Origin of the sequence: Candidatus Pelagibacter sp. HIMB1611, from assembly GCF_052047715.1 — a bacterium.
Classification (GTDB): Bacteria; Pseudomonadota; Alphaproteobacteria; order Pelagibacterales; family Pelagibacteraceae; genus Pelagibacter.
Window position 1 is genome coordinate 590,884 of record NZ_JBNAJM010000001.1, and the last position, 19,778, is coordinate 610,661.

The 19,778-nt window shown below is 31.0% G+C and carries 21 protein-coding genes and 3 tRNA genes; 3 read left to right on the plus strand and 21 right to left on the minus strand.

Annotated elements, in window-relative coordinates:
* Position 1 precedes the first annotated feature (1 nt).
* From ACTTAS_RS03315 to ACTTAS_RS03410, 20 genes are all read right to left on the minus strand, one after another.
* Positions 2-1,483, minus strand: coding sequence for an NADH-quinone oxidoreductase subunit M (locus ACTTAS_RS03315; RefSeq protein WP_440678327.1), 1,482 nt, complete (start codon positions 1,481-1,483; stop codon positions 2-4).
* On the minus strand, positions 1,483-3,396 hold the full coding sequence (gene nuoL, locus ACTTAS_RS03320; RefSeq protein ID WP_440678328.1) for an NADH-quinone oxidoreductase subunit L: 1,914 nt from the start codon (positions 3,394-3,396) through the stop codon (positions 1,483-1,485). The genes ACTTAS_RS03315 and nuoL overlap by 1 nt, the downstream gene beginning before the upstream one ends.
* A 2-nt stretch (positions 3,397-3,398) precedes the next feature.
* Positions 3,399-3,710 carry an NADH-quinone oxidoreductase subunit NuoK gene (gene nuoK / locus ACTTAS_RS03325; RefSeq protein ID WP_075506644.1) on the minus strand — a complete coding sequence of 104 codons (312 nt, stop codon included), beginning with the start codon at positions 3,708-3,710 and terminating at the stop codon, positions 3,399-3,401.
* Positions 3,703-4,335 (minus strand): NADH-quinone oxidoreductase subunit J, encoded by a 633-nt coding sequence (locus tag ACTTAS_RS03330; RefSeq protein ID WP_440678329.1) that lies wholly within the window; start codon positions 4,333-4,335, stop codon positions 3,703-3,705. The genes nuoK and ACTTAS_RS03330 overlap by 8 nt, the downstream gene beginning before the upstream one ends.
* Positions 4,336-4,821 (minus strand): NADH-quinone oxidoreductase subunit NuoI, encoded by a 486-nt coding sequence (nuoI, locus tag ACTTAS_RS03335; RefSeq protein ID WP_075506642.1) that lies wholly within the window; start codon positions 4,819-4,821, stop codon positions 4,336-4,338. It abuts the gene before it with no gap.
* Positions 4,822-4,823: 2 nt separating this feature from the next.
* A complete protein-coding gene (gene nuoH, locus ACTTAS_RS03340; RefSeq protein WP_440678330.1) occupies positions 4,824-5,822 on the minus strand; it encodes an NADH-quinone oxidoreductase subunit NuoH in 999 nt (332 codons plus the stop codon).
* A gap of 1 nt (position 5,823) precedes the next feature.
* Positions 5,824-7,854, minus strand: a complete 2,031-nt coding sequence (nuoG, locus tag ACTTAS_RS03345; protein ID WP_440678331.1) for an NADH-quinone oxidoreductase subunit NuoG — start codon at positions 7,852-7,854, stop codon at positions 5,824-5,826.
* On the minus strand, positions 7,847-9,178 hold the full coding sequence (gene nuoF, locus ACTTAS_RS03350) for an NADH-quinone oxidoreductase subunit NuoF (protein ID WP_075506639.1): 1,332 nt from the start codon (positions 9,176-9,178) through the stop codon (positions 7,847-7,849). Before nuoF ends, nuoG begins: the two co-directional genes overlap by 8 nt.
* Entirely contained in the window at positions 9,171-9,779 is a 609-nt protein-coding gene (gene nuoE / locus ACTTAS_RS03355; RefSeq protein WP_440678332.1) for an NADH-quinone oxidoreductase subunit NuoE, read from the minus strand. Before nuoE ends, nuoF begins: the two co-directional genes overlap by 8 nt.
* Positions 9,776-10,951 carry an NADH-quinone oxidoreductase subunit D gene (locus ACTTAS_RS03360; protein WP_218836792.1) on the minus strand — a complete coding sequence of 392 codons (1,176 nt, stop codon included), beginning with the start codon at positions 10,949-10,951 and terminating at the stop codon, positions 9,776-9,778. The genes nuoE and ACTTAS_RS03360 overlap by 4 nt, the downstream gene beginning before the upstream one ends.
* Positions 10,935-11,540, minus strand: coding sequence for an NADH-quinone oxidoreductase subunit C (locus ACTTAS_RS03365; protein WP_075506636.1), 606 nt, complete (start codon positions 11,538-11,540; stop codon positions 10,935-10,937). The genes ACTTAS_RS03360 and ACTTAS_RS03365 overlap by 17 nt, the downstream gene beginning before the upstream one ends.
* 2 nt (positions 11,541-11,542) lie before the next feature.
* Positions 11,543-12,058, minus strand: coding sequence for a NuoB/complex I 20 kDa subunit family protein (locus tag ACTTAS_RS03370; RefSeq protein ID WP_440678333.1), 516 nt, complete (start codon positions 12,056-12,058; stop codon positions 11,543-11,545).
* Between the two features lie 10 nt (positions 12,059-12,068).
* Positions 12,069-12,437 (minus strand): NADH-quinone oxidoreductase subunit A, encoded by a 369-nt coding sequence (locus ACTTAS_RS03375; RefSeq protein WP_075506634.1) that lies wholly within the window; start codon positions 12,435-12,437, stop codon positions 12,069-12,071.
* Between the two features lie 88 nt (positions 12,438-12,525).
* Positions 12,526-12,602: transfer RNA gene (locus ACTTAS_RS03380), tRNA-Asp, on the minus strand.
* A 12-nt stretch (positions 12,603-12,614) separates the two neighbouring features.
* Positions 12,615-12,690 (minus strand) — tRNA-Val (locus ACTTAS_RS03385).
* Positions 12,691-12,740: 50 nt separating this feature from the next.
* A complete protein-coding gene (gene lon, locus ACTTAS_RS03390) occupies positions 12,741-15,119 on the minus strand; it encodes an endopeptidase La (RefSeq protein ID WP_075506633.1) in 2,379 nt (792 codons plus the stop codon).
* A gap of 60 nt (positions 15,120-15,179) precedes the next feature.
* On the minus strand, positions 15,180-16,448 hold the full coding sequence (clpX, locus tag ACTTAS_RS03395) for an ATP-dependent Clp protease ATP-binding subunit ClpX (protein ID WP_075506632.1): 1,269 nt from the start codon (positions 16,446-16,448) through the stop codon (positions 15,180-15,182).
* A gap of 89 nt (positions 16,449-16,537) precedes the next feature.
* Positions 16,538-17,149 (minus strand): ATP-dependent Clp endopeptidase proteolytic subunit ClpP, encoded by a 612-nt coding sequence (clpP, locus tag ACTTAS_RS03400; protein ID WP_440678334.1) that lies wholly within the window; start codon positions 17,147-17,149, stop codon positions 16,538-16,540.
* 32 nt (positions 17,150-17,181) lie between these two features.
* The gene (gene tig / locus ACTTAS_RS03405; protein ID WP_440678335.1) at positions 17,182-18,633 is read right to left on the minus strand and encodes a trigger factor; all 1,452 of its coding nucleotides are present in this window, start codon (positions 18,631-18,633) and stop codon (positions 17,182-17,184) included.
* A gap of 10 nt (positions 18,634-18,643) precedes the next feature.
* A tRNA-Leu gene (locus ACTTAS_RS03410) sits at positions 18,644-18,728 on the minus strand.
* A gap of 84 nt (positions 18,729-18,812) precedes the next feature.
* Between ACTTAS_RS03410 and ACTTAS_RS03415 the strand changes: the two genes are divergently transcribed.
* Genes ACTTAS_RS03415 through ACTTAS_RS03425 form a run of 3 tightly spaced genes read left to right on the plus strand, consistent with a single transcriptional unit; the run spans position 18,813 to position 19,642 of the window.
* Positions 18,813-19,064 (plus strand): DUF1289 domain-containing protein, encoded by a 252-nt coding sequence (locus tag ACTTAS_RS03415; protein ID WP_075506630.1) that lies wholly within the window; start codon positions 18,813-18,815, stop codon positions 19,062-19,064.
* Positions 19,057-19,227, plus strand: a complete 171-nt coding sequence (locus tag ACTTAS_RS03420) for a hypothetical protein (RefSeq protein WP_179850442.1) — start codon at positions 19,057-19,059, stop codon at positions 19,225-19,227. Before ACTTAS_RS03415 ends, ACTTAS_RS03420 begins: the two co-directional genes overlap by 8 nt.
* Positions 19,214-19,642, plus strand: coding sequence for a hypothetical protein (locus ACTTAS_RS03425; RefSeq protein ID WP_440648715.1), 429 nt, complete (start codon positions 19,214-19,216; stop codon positions 19,640-19,642). The genes ACTTAS_RS03420 and ACTTAS_RS03425 overlap by 14 nt, the downstream gene beginning before the upstream one ends.
* On the opposite strand, the gene ACTTAS_RS03430 is transcribed toward ACTTAS_RS03425, so the two are convergent.
* Positions 19,639-19,776, minus strand: a complete 138-nt coding sequence (locus tag ACTTAS_RS03430; RefSeq protein ID WP_179850441.1) for a hypothetical protein — start codon at positions 19,774-19,776, stop codon at positions 19,639-19,641. The two genes, ACTTAS_RS03425 and ACTTAS_RS03430, sit on opposite strands and share 4 nt — an antisense overlap.
* Positions 19,777-19,778: the final 2 nt, after the last annotated feature.

The window sequence follows — 19,778 nt, forward strand, 5'->3', positions numbered from 1 at the left end:
ATTATTTGCTCGCTAAATTAATGTTATGCATATTTATTAAATCTGAAACTGAAACCTCTATTGTATTAATCAGAGGATCTGGATAAAAACCAAAAAATAAGGTTGGAATAGCTAAGCATGTTAAAATTAAATATTCTGATTTATTTAAATCTAACATTTGTTTTAAATCTTCATTAACTAATTTTCCAAAAACAACTCTTTTGTACAACCAAAGCATATAAGCGGCCCCTAAAATCACTCCTAAACTTGCTAACACGGCTACTAAAAAATTGTCCTTAAAAGCACCCATTAAAATTAAAAATTCACCAACAAATCCACTTGTTCCGGGTAATCCTAAAGCAGCTAATGTAAACAACATAAATAAAATCGAATACTTTGGTATTATGGCAACTATACCACCATAAGAATTTATCATCCTTGAATGCATACGGTCATAAACAACGCCAACACATAAAAATAGAGCTGCGGATACTAATCCATGACTAATCATCTGGATTATACTTCCCTCTATACCTTGTTGTTGAAGAGTAAAAATACCTAAAGTTACAAAACCCATATGTGCAACAGACGAATATGCTATTAACTTTTTCATATCTTCCTGCATTAAAGCGATAAAGGATGTAAAAATTATTGCTATAACACTCAAAGTATAAATAAGAGGTGTGAATACTTCCGAAGCTACTGGAAATAATCCAAGTGAAAACCTAATAAAACCATATCCTGCCATTTTTAATAGTATAGCAGCTAATAAAACTGAACCAGCTGTAGGAGCTTCAACATGAGCATCTGGTAACCAAGTGTGAACAGGCCACATAGGTGTTTTTACTGCAAAAGAACTAAAGAAAGCTAACCATAATAAATTTTGGTATTTAGCATCAATTCCAATTTCATAAAGTTTAACTACATCTGTTGTGCCTGATATCCAGTATATTGAGATGATCGCAACCAACATCAAGACTGATCCAAGTAAAGTATATAGAAAAAATTTAAATGCTGAATAAACACGTTTTGGACCACCCCAAATACCAATAATTAAAAACATTGGAATTAATCCAGCCTCAAAAAATAAATAAAAAACAACTAAATCAAGTGCACAAAACACACCAATCATGAAACTTTCCATGATTAAAATTGCAATTAAAAAATCTCGTAATCTATTTTTTACTGAATTGTTAACTGAAATAATACAAAGTGGAGTTATGAAGGTTGTTAAGATTATAAATAATATAGAAATTCCATCGACACCAACTTTATAATTAATAAATCCCTCAATCCATGTTCTGTCTTCAACAAATTGAAAATCAGATATGCTTTGGTCAAAAGATATCCATAAATAAATAGAAATTAAAAAATTAACTATACTTGTAAATAAAGCTACATATTTAGCTGTTGAATTATTTCCATCTTTATCTTTTGTAAAAAATAGAAAAAGAGATCCTATAGTTGGTAACAAGATTAAAGATGATAAAATTGGAAAGCTCATTATTTAACTATCAAAAAGGTTAATAAAGCAGAAAAACCTAACAACATTACAAAAGCATATTGATAGATAAAACCACTTTGAAATTTATTTGCTTTAATTGAACATTTTTTTATAAAAGAAGAAATTCCATCAGGACCAAATCCATCTATTATAGTTCCATCACAAACTTTCCATAAAAATGTCCCTAGTTTTTTCGATGATTTAATAAAAATAACCTCATACAACTCATCAAAGTACCATTTATTGACAAGGAAATTGTATAAAGGTTTATTAATTGAAGCTATTTCATTTGGCAACTCTTTGTTCTTAACAAATAAGTAATAAGCAATAGGTATTGATAGGATAACTAAACTAGGTGTTAAAAGTAAAAACCATGTTGGTGGATGATCTGTGCTTAGAGGTTCTAAAAATTTGATTGATTCTGACCAAAAGTAATTTTCACCACCGTGTCCAATGAACAAATCTTTAAATAACATGCCTGCAAAAATTGCACCAATAGAAAGCACAAATAACGGAACAAGCATTACCAAAGGTGACTCGTGCGTTTCCTCAATTTTAATCTCTTTATTATTATATTCGCCATGAAATGTTTTGAATATTAGTCTCCACGAATAAACTGACGTTAAAAACGCAGTAACTATTCCAATTCCAGCTGCATAATAACCTGTTGTATTTCCTTTCAAATATGCAAATTCAATAATTGCATCTTTTGAATAAAAGCCTGATAAAAAAGGAAAACCTGTTAAAGCAAGAGTTCCAATAATCATTAAAGCATAAGTGTAAGGTAATTTTCTACATACACCTCCCATGTTATTAATATTTTGCTCATCTTTAAAAGCATGAATTACTGATCCTGATCCTAAAAATAATAAAGCTTTAAAAAAAGCATGCGTAAATAAATGAAACATAGCAACATTGTAAGCTCCTACACCAGCTGCGAAAAACATGTAACCTAACTGACTGCAAGTTGAATAAGCAATTATTTTTTTAATATCTGTTTGAACCAATGCTACCGTTGCAGCAAAAAAAGCTGTTGTCATTCCAACTACAGTAATCAAGTTTAAAATTACTGGAGAAAATTCATATATAGGTGAACATCTAACAACTAAAAATACGCCTGCAGTAACCATTGTTGCAGCATGAATTAAAGCAGAAACTGGTGTTGGTCCCTCCATCGCATCAGGTAACCATGTATGAAGTAAGATTTGAGCTGATTTACCCATAGCTCCGATAAATAACAATAAGCAAACCAAATCTATCGCTTTAACCTCAAAACCTAAGAAGGATAAATCTTTATCTACAACTGTTGGAATTTGTTGGAAAACTTCATCATAATTTACAGTTCCAAATAAATAAAAAACTAAAAAAATACCTAACGCAAAACCAAAGTCACCTACTCTATTAACTACAAATGCTTTGATTGCAGCTGCATTAGCACTTTCTTTTTTAAACCAAAAACCAATTAGGAAGTAAGAACAAAGACCAACTCCCTCCCAACCAAAAAATAGTTGAATAAAATTATCTGATGTTACAAGCATTAACATTGCAAATGTAAATAATGATAGGTAGGCCATAAATCTTGGTTTATGTGGATCGTGAGACATGTATCCGATAGAATAAATATGGACTAATGCTGATACAGAAGTAACTACAACCAACATCACAGCTGATAGAGGATCAATTAACATTGACCAATTAACATCAAGTGAACCTGAATTAATCCAAGTTGCTATAACAATATTTTCCTCATATTGATTAACAATTACTTGATACAATACAATTATTGATAAAATTGCAGATATAGAAACTAATGCACTAGTTACTATTTCAGAATTTCTATCACCAATGTAACGTCCAAAAAAGCCTGAAATAATTGATGCTATTAATGGAAGAAATAAAATTGAAAGTTCCATTATTATCCTTTCAACTCATCAATTTCTTCAACTCTGATAGTTCCAGAGTTTCTGTAGTAAACAACGATTATAGCTAAACCAATCGCAGCTTCTGCAGCTGCTACAGTTAAAATAAATAAGGTAAATACTTGACCAGCTAAATCTCCAAGAAAGATTGAAAAAGCAACTAAGTTGATATTTACAGCTAATAAAATCAACTCAATACTCATTAATATAACAATAATATTTTTTCTATTAAGAAAAATTCCAATAACTCCAATTGAAAAAATCACAGCACCTAAAGTTAAATAGTGCCCTAAACCTATCTCAGTCATCTATTTTAACTCCTTTGTTAGAAGCAACTTCTAGAACACTTACTCCTTCTGCTCTTTCACGAGAAATTTGTTTTATATAACTTTGTCTTTTAACGTTTGATCTTTGTCTAAAAGTCAGAACGATTGCTCCAACCATCGCAACTAACAAAATCATACCACTGATTTGAAATATATGTATGTAATCAGTGTATAATACTTGACCTAGTGAGTGTGTGTTGCTTAAGTCTGAAACTTTTAATGAATTGTTAACATCAAAAATCTCTGGTTTATACTTCCATCCACCAATTACAATAATTAATTCAAAGAAAATGATTGTGCTAATAATTAGTCCAACAGGAATATGTTTTGAGCTAGCAGCAGACGCAAACCATTGATTTTTTTGTTGAGCAACATTTAGCATCATTACAACAAAAAGAAATAAAACTGCTACAGCTCCAACGTAAACAATTAACATTATCATACCTAAGAACTCAGCACCAATCATAATAAATAGACAAGAAATACTGATAAAATCTAATATTAAAAAAAATACTGAATGGACAGTATTTTTAGATACTGTAACCATTATTGCAGAAACAACTGCAATTATAGAAAAAGTGTAGAAGAAAATAGCGTGAGCAATCATTTATCTATGTGAACTATCTGCTTTTATATTAGCGTCTAGAATATTCTCCCATCTATCACCATTATCTAATAGTTTTTCTTTTGTGTAATATAATTCTTCTCTTGTCTCTGTCGAAAATTCAAAATTTGGACCTTGCACTATAGCATCAACAGGACAAGCCTCTTCACATAGACCACAATAAATGCATTTCATCATATCAATGTCATAACGAGTAGTTTTTCTACTGCCATCTTCTCTCTGAGCAGATTCAATTGTAATTGCTTGGGCAGGACATACAGCTTCACAAAGTTTGCATGCAATACATCTTTCTTCTCCATTTGGATATCTTCTTAAAGCGTGCTCACCTCTAAATCTTGGGCTAATTTTTCCTTTTTCAAAAGGATAATTGATTGTTTTTTTTGGTTTAAACAATTCTTTTATTGCAATGAACAAACCGCCTACAAAATCAACCATAAAAATAGTTTTAAAAAATCTAGATAAATTCATAATTAGTTTGTTGGTAAAAGGTTAAAGTAAAATAAATAACTCGCTGTTAAAACAACCCAAGTTAATGACAAAGGAAGAAATACTTTCCAACCTAATCTCATTAATTGGTCATATCTATATCTTGGTACAATTGCTTTTACTAAAGCAAATAAGAAAAATAAAAGTAAAATTTTTAAAATTAACCAAATTGCACCTGGAATTAAAGTAAATGGATAAATATCTATTGGAGATAACCAACCACCTAAGAATAATATAGCTCCCATAGCACACATCAATAAGATGTTTGCATACTCACCTAACCAAAACATTGCATACATCATTCCTGAATATTCTGTCTGATATCCAGCAACTAATTCTGCTTCAGCTTCAGGTAAATCGAAAGGTGGTCTATTAGTTTCAGCTAAAGCAGAGATAAAAAATATTACAAACATTGGAAATAACGGAATTACAAACCATAGATTTTGTTGAGCAATTACGATGTCATTCAAATTCAATGAGCCTACGCACAACAATACATTGATGATAATAACTCCAATAGAAACTTCATATGATACCATTTGAGCCGCAGATCTAATTGCACCTAGGAAAGGATATTTAGAGTTTGAAGCCCATCCTCCCATAATTATTCCATAAACACCTAACGATGAAACAGCAAATAGATAAAGTATACCGACATTAATATCAGCTAAGACCTGTGTTGCACTAAATGGTATAACAGCCCAAGCTATCAAGGCTAATGTCATAGTAACGATAGGTGCTAATATGAAGATTACTTTGTTTGAGCTTGATGGGATGATTATTTCTTTAAAAATATATTTCAACGCATCAGCTAATGATTGAAGTAATCCAAATGGTCCAACTACATTAGGTCCTTGTCTTTTTTGGACAAAAGCCCAAACTCGTCTATCTAGCCAAACAATCATAGCTACAGAAACCAAAACTGGAACTAACAAAAATAAAATTTTGTATACCTCTTGAAAGACTATATTTAAATATTCCATCTTAACCTTCTGTGCCTGTTGATTTTAAATTCATTTTTGCATTATTGCACTCGATCATTGTTTTTGATGATTTAGCAACAACATTAGAAAAATAATAATCTTTAATTTCAATTTTTAAATTTTCATTATTAAAATCAGAATTTGATTTGTTATTATTTTGTTCAGTTTGTTTTTCACTTTGCAATTTTAAATAATTTAACATGCTGCTATCTAGCTCTTCTTTATCGTTAAACAATTTTCTATTATTCATGAATTCAGCTAGTTCATTTATTATCTGCCAATCTTCTTTTGCATCTCCAGGTGGATAAGAAGCCTTAAATGCTTTTTGAATTTTTCCCTCTAAATTTGTATAATAACCGTCTTGTTCTGTATAAGCTGAGCCAGGTAAAATTATATCTGCACACTCTGCCCCTTTGTCACCATGGCTCCCTTGATAAATAACAAATTCATTTTTTTTAACAAAATTTAAATTATCTTGACCTATTAAAAACACTATTTCAAATTTATTTGATTTTAAATCTTCTATTAAATTTGTTTTATTATTTAAAACCCCTAAATCAAAATTTCCTACAGTTGCTGCATCACATGATAAAACATTCAAAGGATTCCACTCTTCTGAGAACTTGTTTTTTTTATTCAAAAAATCTTTTAAATTATCAAATAAATATTGTGCATTTTCTAATCTTAATAAAGACTCACCAATAATTATCATTGGTTTTTTTGCACTTTCTATTTCTTTTGAAAGTTTATGTGTGTCATCTATAATTTCTTTTATTGTTTTAGTTTGTTCATCTAAGCTTTCATAAGGATAAGTTAGATCTCCACAATCATTTAATGATACAATTCTCGTACTATTATTTAGATAAGATTTTCTAATTCTTGCATTTAAAATTGTGGCTTCATACCTAGGATTGGCGCCTAACAATAAAATTAAATCAGCATCTTCAATTCCGTTAATTGAGGAATTAAACAAATAATTTTCTCTTTTTGAAATATTAATATATCTATTATCTGATCTTGATTCATAATTATCAGTTTCAAGTGTTCGGTCAAAAAATTCTTTAAAAATGTACGCAGTTTCCATGTTTGTTAAATCTCCAACAAAACCAGATACTTTTTCTTTTGATGTATTTTCTAATTTAGATTTTATTATTTTATAAACTTCTTGCCACGAAGCTTTCTCAAATTTACCATTGTATTTAATATACGGGGTATCTAATCTTTGATGAAGTAAGCCATCACACGCATATCTAGTTTTATCTGAAATCCATTCTTCGTTAATATCTTCATTAATTATTGGAAGAACTCTTTTTACTTCCCAATCGTATGTATCAACTCTAATGTTTGAACCTATTGCATCCATGACATCAATTGTTTCAGTCTTTTTTAACTCCCATGGTCTCGCTTCAAAAATATAAGGTTTTGATGTCAAAGCTCCAACAGGACATAAATCAACTACATTGGCAGATAATTCTGATTGCATTGATTGCTCAAGATATGTTGTAATTTGCATATCCTCACCTCTACCTATAGCACCAAGTTCTGGAACGCCTGCAACTTCAGTAGCAAATCGCACACATCTTGTACAATGTATGCATCTTGTCATTTGAGTTTTGATTAATGGGCCCATATTTTTTTCTGGAACTGCTCTTTTATTTTCTTTAAATCTTGATTTATCTACCCCATAAAACATTGATTGATCTTGAAGATCACACTCACCACCTTGGTCACATACAGGACAATCTAAAGGGTGATTTGCTAGTAAAAATTCCATTACACCTTTTCTAGCTTTTTCAACTAAACTTGTATTTGTTTTAATATTCATTCCCTCTGCAGCAGGCATTGCACATGATGCAATAGGTTTTGGTGATTTTTCCATTTCAACCAAACACATTCTGCAATTTCCAGCTATAGATAATTTTTCATGATAACAAAATCTAGGTATCTCAACTCCTGCTTTTTCACAGGCTTGAAGAACTGTTAGCCCTTCTTCAACTTCTACATCAATGTCATTTACTTTTAATTTAAGCATTTTTTTTATCTAATAAATGTTGATCAACCAAATAAGGTATATTATTTTTTTTCTGAACAATTGGGTCCAAATTATTTCTTTCTTGAATTTCTTTCTTAAAATGTCTTAACAAACCTTGAACTGGCCATGAAGAACCTTCTCCAAATGCACAAATTGTATGACCAGCGATTTGGGTTGTTACATCTCCTAACATGTCCACTTCATCTTTAGTTGCATCACCTTTTGCCATACGTTCAAGCATTCTCCACATCCATCCAGAACCTTCTCTACAAGGTGTACATTGTCCACAACTTTCATGTTTGTAAAATCTAGCAATTCTCGCCATACATTTAATAATGTCTTGATCTTTATTGATAACTACTATCCCTGCTGTCCCTAATCCACTTTTTTCTTCGACACACGCATCAAAATCCATTTTTAATGTTTCACATCTGTCTTTTGGAATTAGAGGCATAGAGGATCCACCTGGTATTACAGCTTGTAAATTATCCCATCCGCCAATCACTCCACCAGCGTGAACTTCTATTAATTCTTTTAAAGGAATGCTCATTTCCTCTTCTACATTACAAGGATTGTTAACATTTCCAGAAATACAGAAAATTTTAGTACCTGTATTTTTTTCTCTTCCTAAAGAAGCAAACCATTTTGCTCCTCTTCGTAAAATAGTTGGTACCACAGCAATCGTTTCAACATTATTAATTATAGTTGGACATCCATATAAACCAATCAAAGCTGGGAAAGGTGGTTTTAGTCTTGGTTGACCCTTTTTACCCTCTAAACTTTCAAGTAATGCTGTTTCTTCACCACAAATATACGCTCCTGCTCCATAATGAATATAAATATCTAAATCCCAGCCAGTTCCAGCTGCATTTTTTCCCAATAGTTTTTTCTCATAAGCTTCATCAATTGCAGCTTGAAGTTTTTGACCATCAACAAAATATTCTCCTCTAATATATATGTAGCAAACGTGTGCTTGAACTGCGTATGATGCTATTAGACAACCCTCTATTAGTTTATGAGGTTCAAATCTTAAAATATCTCTATCTTTACAAGTACCTGGTTCAGACTCATCACCATTAATAACTAAATAATGTGGTCTGGATCCAACTTCTTTGGGTGCAAATGACCACTTTAAACCAGTAGGAAATCCTGCTCCACCTCGACCTCTAAGTTGAGACTCTTTAATTTCATTAATAATCCAATCTCTTCCTTTTTCAGTAATTTCTTTAGTGTTTACCCAATCACCTCTTGATTGTGACGCTGCTACATCAGAACCTTTATCATTATATAAATTTTGAAAAATTCTATCTTGATCTTTAAGCATTTTTTAAATCCATTAGTGTTTTTCTATTATTCTCTGGCTCATTATTAATTCTTCCTCTGTATGAACCTGGTTTTGGAGTCTCTCCGTTTAAAATTTTATCTAAAATCTCAGATGTTTTTTCTTTATCAAGATCTTCGTAATAATCATCATTTATTTGCATCATAGGAGCAGTCACGCATGCACCTAAGCATTCAACTTCCATCCATGAACAACTCTTATCGCTTGATAACTCACATTCATTTTCAGAAATTTTTTCCTTACAAGCTTCAACCAATTTATTTGCACCTCTTATCATACAAGGTGTTGTAGTACATACTTGAACAAAATATTTTCCAACTGGTGATAGATTGTACATTGTGTAGAAAGTGGCAACCTCATAAACTTTTATATAAGGCATGTCTAAAAACTTAGCGATATACTTCATTGCAGCTAATGGTATCCAATTATTATTTTGTCTTTGAGCAATATAAAGCAAGGCCATCACAGCACTTTGTTGTTTTCCTTTTGGATATTTTGCAACAATATTATTTGCTGCTTCTAAAGAAGAAGCATTAAATTCAAAACTTTCTGGTTGATCTTTTGCTGGTTTTCTTAAACTCATCTATCCACCTCACCAAAAACAATATCTAATGAACCTAGAACAGCTGGTACATCTGCTAACATGTGTCCTTTAATTAAATAATCCATTGATTGCAAATGTGAAAAACCTGGGGCTCTAATCTTGCATTTATAAGGTTTGCTTGAACCATCAGAAATTAAATAAACTCCAAATTCTCCCTTAGGTGCTTCAACAGCTGTGTAAATCTCGTCCTTAGGCACTCTATAACCCTCAGTAAATAGTTTAAAATGATGAATTAACGCTTCCATTGATTGCTTAATATCTTTTTTTGATGGCGGGCTAATTTTGCCATCTAATGATTTAATTGGTCCTTTTTCCATTTTAGATAAACACTGTTTGATAATAGAAACACTCTCTTTCATCTCTTCAATTCTGCATAAATATCTATCGTAACAATCACCATTTTTTCCAACTGGTATTTTAAAATCTAAATCTTCATAACAATCATAAGGTTGAGACTTTCTTAAATCCCAAGGCACCCCTGATCCTCTAATCATAACTCCTGAAAAAGAATAATCTAAAGCATCCTCTTTACTTACAATTCCAATATCAACATTTCTTTGTTTGAAAATTCTATTGTCTGTTAAAAGACTTTCCAAATCATTAATCACTTTTGGAAATGTATCGCAAAAGTTTGAGATATCTTCCTCTAAACCTTTGGGTAAATCTTGGTGAACACCTCCTGCTCTAAAGTAGTTGGCGTGTAATCTTGATCCAGAAGCTCTTTCGTAAAATGTCATTAATGTTTCTCGTTCTTCAAAACCCCAAAGTGATGGAGTTAAAGCGCCAACATCAAGTGCTTGAGTTGTTACGTTAAGAATATGACTTAATATTCTTCCTATTTCACAAAAAATAACCCTTATATACTGAGCTCTGATCGGCACATCTATTTTAAGAATTTTTTCTACAGCAAGAGCAAAGGCATGTTCTTGATTCATTGGAGCTACGTAATCCAAACGGTCAAAATAAGGAACAGCCTGCATATATGTTTTGTTTTCAATTAATTTTTCAGTGCCTCTGTGAAGCAAACCTATATGTGGGTCTGCTTTTTCAACAACCTCACCGTCTAATTCTAATATTAATCTTAATACACCGTGAGCTGCTGGATGTTGAGGACCAAAATTTAGATTTAAATTTTTAATTTTTTTTGTCATTATTTTCAATTTCTTCTTTAATGTATTTTGTTCCTTCCCAAGGACTCTCGTAATCAAAATTTCTATAATTTTGCTCTAGTTTAACTGGTTCGCTAATAACTTTTTTTTGATCTTCGCTATATCTAACTTCGGAATGACCAGTTAAAGGAAAATCTTTTCTTAAAGGATGTCCTTCAAAGCCATAATCTGTAAGTATTCTTCTTAAATCGGGATGATCTTTGAAATTTACACCATACATATCAAAAACTTCTCTTTCCATCCAATTTGCGGCAGGAAAAACACTTGTTAAAGAAGGTATAACTTCATTTTCAGAAATGGAGTATTTTAGAACTAGTCTTTGATTAAATTCATGACTTAAAAATAAGTAAACTACTTGAAATCTTTGATTATTTTCAGGATAATCTACAACTGTAATATCTATTAACTGACGAAATTTTGTATCTAAATTAGTTTTTAAGAATAAAATTACATCTAAAAAATCATCTTTATCTGTTTCTAGATAAATTTGATTATGTTTTATTTCTGAATTATTAATTTTCGTGGTTAATTCAGAATTAATTTTTTTTTCTAGATCCTCTAAACTATTCATGGCTATCTTGTAAAAGATCCTTTTTTTCTAATTTTTTTTTGTAATTGTAAAATTCCATATAATAATGCCTCTGCTGAAGGAGGGCATCCAGGAACATAAACATCAACTGGAACTATACGATCACACCCTCTTACAACTGAATAAGAATAATGATAATAACCTCCACCATTAGCACAGCTACCCATAGAAATTACATATCTAGGTTCTGGCATTTGATCATAAACTTTTCTTAAAGCTGGTGCCATTTTATTTGTCAACGTTCCAGCAACAATCATTACATCTGATTGTCTTGGTGATCCACGGGGAGCAGCTCCAAACCTTTCCAAGTCATATCTAGGCATTGCTGTTTGCATCATTTCGACTGCGCAGCACGCAAGACCAAAAGTCATCCAATGCAAAGAGCCAGATCTAGACCAATTAATTAAATTATCTAGCGATGTAGTTATAAAACCATTTTTACTAAAATCTTTAGCAAGTTGTTTAAATTCTTCAGGAACTTGTTCTATTTTATCGTTCATTAAATTAATTTTATTCCCAATCTAAAGCACCTTTTTTCCATTCATAAATAAAACCAACTGTTAGTATGAATAGAAAAATCATCATTGATGAAAAACCTAATAAACCAATGTTCCCTAATGATATTGCCCATGGAAATAGAAAGGCAATTTCGAGATCAAATATGATAAATAGAATAGCAACTAAATAAAATCTTACATCAAACTCCATTCTGGAGTCTTGAAACGGTTCGAAACCACATTCATATGCAGATAATTTTTCTGGATCAGGTTTTTTTGGAGAAAGTAAAAAATTTAACACCACAAAAGCAACACTTAAACCAAGAGCGATAACTAAAAATAGAATAATTGGTAGGTAATCTTTTAAAAATTCAGATAACATGAAAATCTATATATCAGTTTTTATCTGATGTTGAAGGGAAGATAAGTCACATTTTATTAATATTAACAGACAGTTTATTGGGAAAAAGTGGCGGGAGTGAAGGGACTCGAACCCTCGACCTATCGCGTGACAGGCGATCGCTCTAACCAACTGAGCTACACCCCCACTTAATTTGTTTGGTGGGCAGTAAAGGACTCGAACCTTTGACCCCCTCGGTGTAAACGAGATGCTCTACCAACTGAGCTAACCGCCCCAAAACAGAGCTACTTATTACATCAACACTTAAATAAAGTAAATTAATTATTATTGAATACTAGCTTGAGATTTATCGTCTTTTTTAGCCAAATCTACCTCAACCCATTCCGTAGGTTTTAGTTCTTTGGTTAAAGCAATTTTGATTACTTGGTCGGCATATTCGACTGGTGTAATTTTAATATCATCTATAATTTTCTTAGGCATATCGACTAAATCTTTTTCATTTTCTTTAGGAATCAAAACTTCTTTAATTCCAGCTCTATGAGCAGCTAGTAATTTTTCTTTAAGGCCTCCTATTGGTAACACTTGACCTGTTAATGTTACCTCACCAGTCATCGCAACATCTCTTCTTACAGGAATATTTGTAATCGATGAAACAATTGAAGTAACCATTCCTATTCCAGCAGATGGTCCATCTTTTGGTGTTGCTCCTTCTGGTACATGAATGTGAAAATCTTTTTTCTCAAATAGAGGAGGAATAATTCCGTACTCTAAACATTTTGATCTAACAAAAGATTTTGCAGCTTTTACAGACTCTTGCATCACATCACCTAGCTTACCAGTAATCTGCATTCTTCCTTTACCAGGCATAGTTACTGTTTCAATTTTTAAAATTTCCCCACCATACTCAGTCCAAGCAAGTCCAGTTACAATACCTACTCTATTTTCAGATTCTAATTCTCCAAATTTAAATTTAGCTACACCAAGAAAATCAGATAAATTTTTATTATTAATTTGGACTTCTTTTTCTTCACCAGCTACAATTTTCTTAACAACTTTTCTAGCAAGTTTAGAAATTTCTCTTTCTAAATTTCTAACTCCTGACTCTTTTGTGTATCCTCTGATTACTTCTTTTATGATGTCGTCTTCCAATTTCATTTCTTTTTCTTTAACACCATTATCTTTTATTTGTTTAGGAAGTAGATATTTATTAGCTATACTAATTTTTTCATCTTCAGTGTAACCAGCCAATCTTATTACTTCCATTCTGTCTAATAAAGGAGGTAAAATATTTAAAGTATTTGCTGTTGTTACAAACATTACATCAGATAAATCATAATCAACTTCTAAATAGTGATCGTTAAAAGTTGTATTTTGTTCTGGGTCTAACGCTTCTAATAACGCTGAAGATGGATCACCTCTATAATCATTTCCAATTTTATCTATCTCATCTAATAAAATTAGAGGATTTTTTGTTCCAGCTTTTTTCATCATTTGAATTATTTTACCTGGTAATGATCCGATATAAGTTCTTCTATGCCCTCTTATTTCTGCTTCGTCTCTCATCCCACCTACAGACATTCTAACAAATTCTCTGTTAGTTGCTTTTGCGATAGATTTACCTAAAGATGTTTTACCAACACCAGGGGGACCAACTAAACATAATATTGGTCCTTTAATTTTTTCCATTCTTTTTTGAACAGCTAAAAATTCTATTATTCTTTCTTTAACTTTCTCTAGTCCAAAATGATCTTTATCAAGAATATTTAATGCCTTAGTTAAATCGATATCAACTTCACTTTTCTTGTGCCAAGGTAATTCTGTCATCCAATCTAAGTAGTTTCTAACCACTGTGGCTTCAGCTGACATTGGGCTCATGTTCTTTAATTTTTTAAGCTCTTGTAGACATTTCTTTTCAACTTCTTTTGGCATTTTTGCTTTTGTAATAGCTTTATTTAAACTAGTTGTTTCATCTTTACCGTCTTCAATCTCTCCAAGTTCTTTCTGAATAGCTTTAAGCTGTTCATTTAAATAGTATTCTCTCTGGGTTTTCTCCATTTGAGTTTTAACTCGTCCTCGAATTCTTTTCTCTACACCAATTATGCTTGTTTCATTCTCCATAATTTTAATTATGGCGTTTAATCTTTTCTTAACATCAACTGTTTCAAATATTTGTTGTTTTTCTGAAATTGTAGCTGTGATATGTGAAGCAATATTATCAGCTATTTGAGAAGGATCTTTTAACTGCTTAATTGTATTTATTGTTTCGTTCGAAATTTTCTTGTTTATTGAAGTTAACTTTTCCAATCTTCTTAAAGCAGTAGCTGCTAAAGGAAATAAATCTTCGTCTTTTGGCAAAATATCATTGAAATATGTATAGTCACACGTAATAAACTTCTCATTATCTTTAAAATCTAAAATTTTAACCCTTTTAATTCCTTCTACTAAAACTTTTACAGTTCCATCAGGTAACTTTAATAATTGTAGAATGCTTCCTTCACAGCCATACATAAATACGTCTGTTTTTTTAGGATCATCGATCTCTGAATTTTTTTGAGTTACAAGAATAATCTTCTTATCTTTTTTCATCACCTCATTAAGTGCAGAAATCGATTTATCTCTTCCGACAAACAGAGGTATTACCATGCTTGGGAAGACTACAATGTCTCTTAAAGGTAATAACGGCAATGATATTTTAACGTCCATGGGTTTAATATGGATATTATATATTATATTGCAATAGGTTTTTGTTACTTATTAAGGGTATTAAGCCGCTGATGTTTTGCCAGACTTGGATTTATTTTCGCCTTTAGAATGAACTAAAATTGGTTGTGATTGACCTTTTGCAGCTCCTGCATCAACAATTACTTCTTCAATGTTATCTTGGCTTGGGAGATCATACATAGTTTTTAATAATATATTTTCTAAAATTGATCTCAATCCTCTTGCTCCTGTTTTTTTGCTAATTGCTTTTTGGGCTATTTCTTTAAGAGCATTTTCTTTAAATGTTAACTTCGCTCCATCTAACTTAAATAATTCTTGATACTGTTTAGTTAAAGAGTTTTTAGGTTCTTGTAAAATTTTTATCAATGATTTTTCGTCTAAATCTTCAAGGGTTGCTATCATTGGTAATCTTCCAATAAACTCTGGTATTAACCCAAATTTCAGTAAATCCTCAGGCTCTAGTCCCTTCATCCACTCTCCTGTTTTTTTATCTTGAGTGTTTTTTACGTCCGCTCCAAAACCAATTGAAGTACCTTTATCTCTTTGAGAAATAATCTTGTCTAATCCAGCAAAAGCACCTCCACAAATAAAAAGAATATTTGTTGTGTCTACTTGTAAAAATTCTTGTTGAGGATGTTTTCTACCTCCTTGAGGTGGAACACTTGCAACAGTTCCTTCCATTATTTTTAATAAAGCTTGCTGAACGCCTTCACCAGATACATCTCTTGTAATGGATGGGTTCTCAGATTTTCTACTAATCTTATCAACTTCGTCGATATACACTATTCCACGTTGTGCTTTTTCAACATTATAATCTGAAGCTTGAAGTAATTTTAAAATAATATTTTCAACATCTTCACCAACATATCCTGCTTCAGTCAATGTTGTTGCATCTGCCATTGTAAATGGAACATCTAAAATTCTAGCTAGAGTTTGTGCTAATAAAGTTTTACCACAACCAGTAGGACCAACTAATAAAATGTTGGATTTAGATAATTCTACATTCTTACTAGTTTTATTTTCATAATTAAGTCTTTTGTAATGATTGTGTACAGCTACCGACAAAACTTTCTTGGCATGTGCTTGGCCAATTACATAATCATCTAGCACTGTGCAAATTTCTTTTGGTGAAGGAAGACCGTCTTGGTGTTTAACAAAAGTATCTTTGCTTTCCTCTTTTATAATATCCATACAAAGCTCAACACATTCATCACAAATAAATACAGTTGGACCTGCGATTAATTTTCTAACCTCGTGTTGGCTCTTTCCACAAAAAGAACAGTAAAGAATATTTTTATTATTTGTACTCATAATTTTTTAAACGAATCAATTTCATTACTTTATTATAGATGACTCATACTAATCAAGTTTGGATTAGTAAGTTGTCAATATATTGTGTATTATGATCTTTTTTCTACTACTTCGTCAATAAGACCAAATGATTTTGCGAAATCAGCGGTCATGAAATTGTCTCTCTCTAATGCAGATTTTATTTCATCAACAGTTTTACCTGTATGTTTTGAGTAAATTTCATTTAATCTTTTCTTTAATGACAAGACTTCATTTGCATGTATTTCAATATCTGTAGCTTGTCCTTGAAAACCTGCTGAAGGTTGGTGAACCATTATTCTTGAGTTGGGTAACGAAAACCTTTTACCCTTAGTTCCTGCAGCCAACAAAAATGATCCCATTGATGCAGCTTGGCCAATACATAAAGTTGATATATCAGGTTTTACATATTGCATTGTATCGTAAATCCCAAGACCAGCTGTAACCAATCCACCAGGACTATTGATATATAAATAAATTTCTTTTTTAGGATCTTCAGCTTCTAAAAATAATAACTGAGCTGTTACTAAGGATGCAATATTGTCATTTATCTGACCTGTTAAAAAAATAATTCTTTCCTTTAGAAGTCTTGAATAAATATCATAAGCTCTCTCACCTTTGCTTGATTGCTCTACAACCATCGGCACTAGATTGCTCATATGTTCTGATAATTTTGTTGTCATAAGTTGATTCTTTCTACTTATACAACTTGTGATTACTTTTTGCTAACTTTTTTTGTTTTTTTAGCGGCTGGTTTTGCTTTTGCTGTTTTTGCAGAAGGTTTTTTTTTCTCTGAAGCTTTTACTGCAGGTTTCTTTTTTGTTTCTTTTTTTGGTTCGTGATCATGTGAATGATCATGGTCATGATCGTGATCATGTTTGTGAGCTTCTTTTAAGATTTTTTCTGCCTCATCTTTTGAAATTTCTTTTTTATTTGGTTTGCCTTTTTCTTTTATAAGATTTAAAATTTTCTCCTCATAAACTGTCCCTCTTAGACTGGCTAAAGCAGACGGATTTTTTTGATAAAAATCCATAACCATTTTCTCTTGTCCTGGCATCATTCTTAATTGTTTTTGAACTTCAGCTTGAATTTCTTGTTCACTAACTTTGATTTGATTTTTTTCACCAAATTCATTTAAGATTAACCCAGTTTTAATTCTTGTTTTTGCTTTTTCTTCAAAAGATTTTTTATTTTTTTTAGCCTCCTCTTCAGACATACCTTGTGAAAGAATTTTAACTTCTTCCTCGACTAAGTTTCCTGGAACTTCTTCAACTTTAATTTTTTCAATTTCTTTTAAAATTTGATTTTTTGAAAGTTGATCTAAAGAATTTTTATATTCGTCATTTATTTGTTTTGAAATTAAAGCTTTAAGATCTTTCAAATCTTTAGCTCCTAAATTTTTTGCAAAATCATCATCTATTTTCACCTCTTGTGGTTGTTTAACTGATAAAATTTTACAATTAAATTTAGCTTTTTTATTAACTAATTCTTTTTCAGGATAATTCTCTGGGAGTATTGCTTCAACAAGTTTTTCATCATCTTTTTTAACACCAATTAGCTGCTTATCAAAACCTTTCAAAAATAAATCTTTACCTAATGTAAGCTGTGTATTTTTTCCTTCACTTCCTTTAAATTCTTTTCCATCAATTGTTGCTTTGTAATCTAATGCAACTAGATCACCTTCTTTTGCTTTCGTATCTGCTGCACCTTCCTTGAAATTTGGTTGGTTCTTAGCAATTTCTTTTATTCTTTTATCTGTCTCACTATCATCAATTTTAACAGTGTATTCATCAAATTTAATGTTTTCTAATGATTTAATCTCTACTTTAGGTAATTCTGTAACTGACAAGACATATTCCAATTCTTTATCTTCACCATATGTCTTTAGATCTAATTTTGGCTGACCTGCTGGTTTAATTTTGTTTTCTTCTAACGCTTTTGTAGATGTGTCTTTTAAAACTTTGTCTAATACTTCACCAAATACAGCTTTGCCGAATTGTCTTTTTAAAATTTCTTTTGGTACTTTTCCTGGTCGAAAACCTTTTAAATTTACTGTTCCTTTGATCTCTTCATATTTTTCATCCATATAAGAGTTCATAGTCTCTTTATCGATAAAAATTTTTAGATCTTTATTTAAACCTTTTTTATTTTCTACAGTTACTTTCATAATCATTTAATGGTAGGGCGAAAAGGACTCGAACCTTCACCGATTGCTCGACTGGTTCCTAAGACCAGCGCGTCTACCAATTCCGCCATCGCCCCAGTTAAATTAGGTGCTTTATATATTATTGAACTCATTTGTCCAATCCGAATAATAGTGTAAAAGGATATAAAAATATAAATAATATGATTATTTCGCCTTGTATTAGTATTTGCAAAACAGATCCTTCAACAGGTTATTGTTATGGTTGTGGAAGAAATAATGATGAAAAAAAACTGTGGAAACTAGAAGAAACTACAGATGAATGGAAACAAAATAATTTAGAAAGTATCAGAAAAAGATTAACTGGTTGGCAGTTAGATAGTTTTAACGAGTCTTATGAGCATAAAATAAATAACGGCATATCTCTGTTCAAAAAAAATCTTAAAAATGAGTAAATCAACAATTGTAGTTATAATTTATATTATAGGACTAATCTTTGGTGCTTTAGTTTTAGATATGTGGAGCGCTGAGACTAGCCCTAAAGCATTACTGGGTATTGGGTGGACAGCACTTTTTTTAATTGGATTATTTTTTGCTGAAAAAAATGAAAAAAAATAAATTATTTTTTTTTTCTCTCATTTTATTTTCTTTCTTATTTATAAATCATTCATTTTCAGAAATTATAATTTTAAGTAAATGTGATCATAAAGAAGATAAATATTTAAAAAATGAATACATATTTAATCTTAATGAATTAATTATGACTAGAAATTATGTTTATGCAGAAAAAACTTATCAAAAATATAGAATTACTGATTTAAGTGTAAAAAAATCAAACTCCTATGTAAGAAATATTTACGAAGAGGATGGTAAAATTTTTACTTTAAAACATGGTTATCCTCAATTTTATACTCAAATATTAATTGAAAAGAACAAGCCTGAGATATTTATTAAAAGTGTTATGAACGATATCGAAGGTATTTCAAAAATTTCTACGTGTAAAAAAATAGAAAAATTTGCAAACCAAAGTTAGGTTTTCTTTTTTTTATTTTCCTTAAGTTTATCTAAATTTTTTTTTTTAAAATCAAATCTACTATTTGAAATATTAGATCTATGTTTAGCGAATGCTTGTTTTTGTGCTTGTCGCATAGCTCTTTTTGATGACATAA

Excerpts from the sequence above, each read along its gene's own strand:
- ACTTAS_RS03315 (WP_440678327.1), bottom strand. The coding sequence starts at position 1,483 with ATGAGCTTTCCAATTTTATCATCTTTAATCTTGTTACCAACTATAGGA.
- nuoL (WP_440678328.1), bottom strand. The coding sequence starts at position 3,396 with ATGGAACTTTCAATTTTATTTCTTCCATTAATAGCATCAATTATTTCA.
- nuoK (WP_075506644.1), bottom strand. The coding sequence starts at position 3,710 with ATGACTGAGATAGGTTTAGGGCACTATTTAACTTTAGGTGCTGTGATT.
- ACTTAS_RS03330 (WP_440678329.1), bottom strand. The coding sequence starts at position 4,335 with ATGATTGCTCACGCTATTTTCTTCTACACTTTTTCTATAATTGCAGTT.
- nuoI (WP_075506642.1), bottom strand. The coding sequence starts at position 4,821 with ATGAATTTATCTAGATTTTTTAAAACTATTTTTATGGTTGATTTTGTA.
- nuoH (WP_440678330.1), bottom strand. The coding sequence starts at position 5,822 with ATGGAATATTTAAATATAGTCTTTCAAGAGGTATACAAAATTTTATTT.
- nuoG (WP_440678331.1), bottom strand. The coding sequence starts at position 7,854 with ATGCTTAAATTAAAAGTAAATGACATTGATGTAGAAGTTGAAGAAGGG.
- nuoF (WP_075506639.1), bottom strand. The coding sequence starts at position 9,178 with ATGCTTAAAGATCAAGATAGAATTTTTCAAAATTTATATAATGATAAA.
- nuoE (WP_440678332.1), bottom strand. The coding sequence starts at position 9,779 with ATGAGTTTAAGAAAACCAGCAAAAGATCAACCAGAAAGTTTTGAATTT.
- ACTTAS_RS03360 (WP_218836792.1), bottom strand. The coding sequence starts at position 10,951 with ATGACAAAAAAAATTAAAAATTTAAATCTAAATTTTGGTCCTCAACAT.
- ACTTAS_RS03365 (WP_075506636.1), bottom strand. The coding sequence starts at position 11,540 with ATGAATAGTTTAGAGGATCTAGAAAAAAAAATTAATTCTGAATTAACC.
- ACTTAS_RS03370 (WP_440678333.1), bottom strand. The coding sequence starts at position 12,058 with ATGAACGATAAAATAGAACAAGTTCCTGAAGAATTTAAACAACTTGCT.
- ACTTAS_RS03375 (WP_075506634.1), bottom strand. The coding sequence starts at position 12,437 with ATGTTATCTGAATTTTTAAAAGATTACCTACCAATTATTCTATTTTTA.
- lon (WP_075506633.1), bottom strand. The coding sequence starts at position 15,119 with ATGGACGTTAAAATATCATTGCCGTTATTACCTTTAAGAGACATTGTA.
- clpX (WP_075506632.1), bottom strand. The coding sequence starts at position 16,448 with ATGAGTACAAATAATAAAAATATTCTTTACTGTTCTTTTTGTGGAAAG.
- clpP (WP_440678334.1), bottom strand. The coding sequence starts at position 17,149 with ATGACAACAAAATTATCAGAACATATGAGCAATCTAGTGCCGATGGTT.
- tig (WP_440678335.1), bottom strand. The coding sequence starts at position 18,633 with ATGAAAGTAACTGTAGAAAATAAAAAAGGTTTAAATAAAGATCTAAAA.
- ACTTAS_RS03415 (WP_075506630.1), top strand. The coding sequence starts at position 18,813 with ATGATTATTTCGCCTTGTATTAGTATTTGCAAAACAGATCCTTCAACA.
- ACTTAS_RS03420 (WP_179850442.1), top strand. The coding sequence starts at position 19,057 with ATGAGTAAATCAACAATTGTAGTTATAATTTATATTATAGGACTAATC.
- ACTTAS_RS03425 (WP_440648715.1), top strand. The coding sequence starts at position 19,214 with ATGAAAAAAAATAAATTATTTTTTTTTTCTCTCATTTTATTTTCTTTC.
- ACTTAS_RS03430 (WP_179850441.1), bottom strand. The coding sequence starts at position 19,776 with ATGTCATCAAAAAGAGCTATGCGACAAGCACAAAAACAAGCATTCGCT.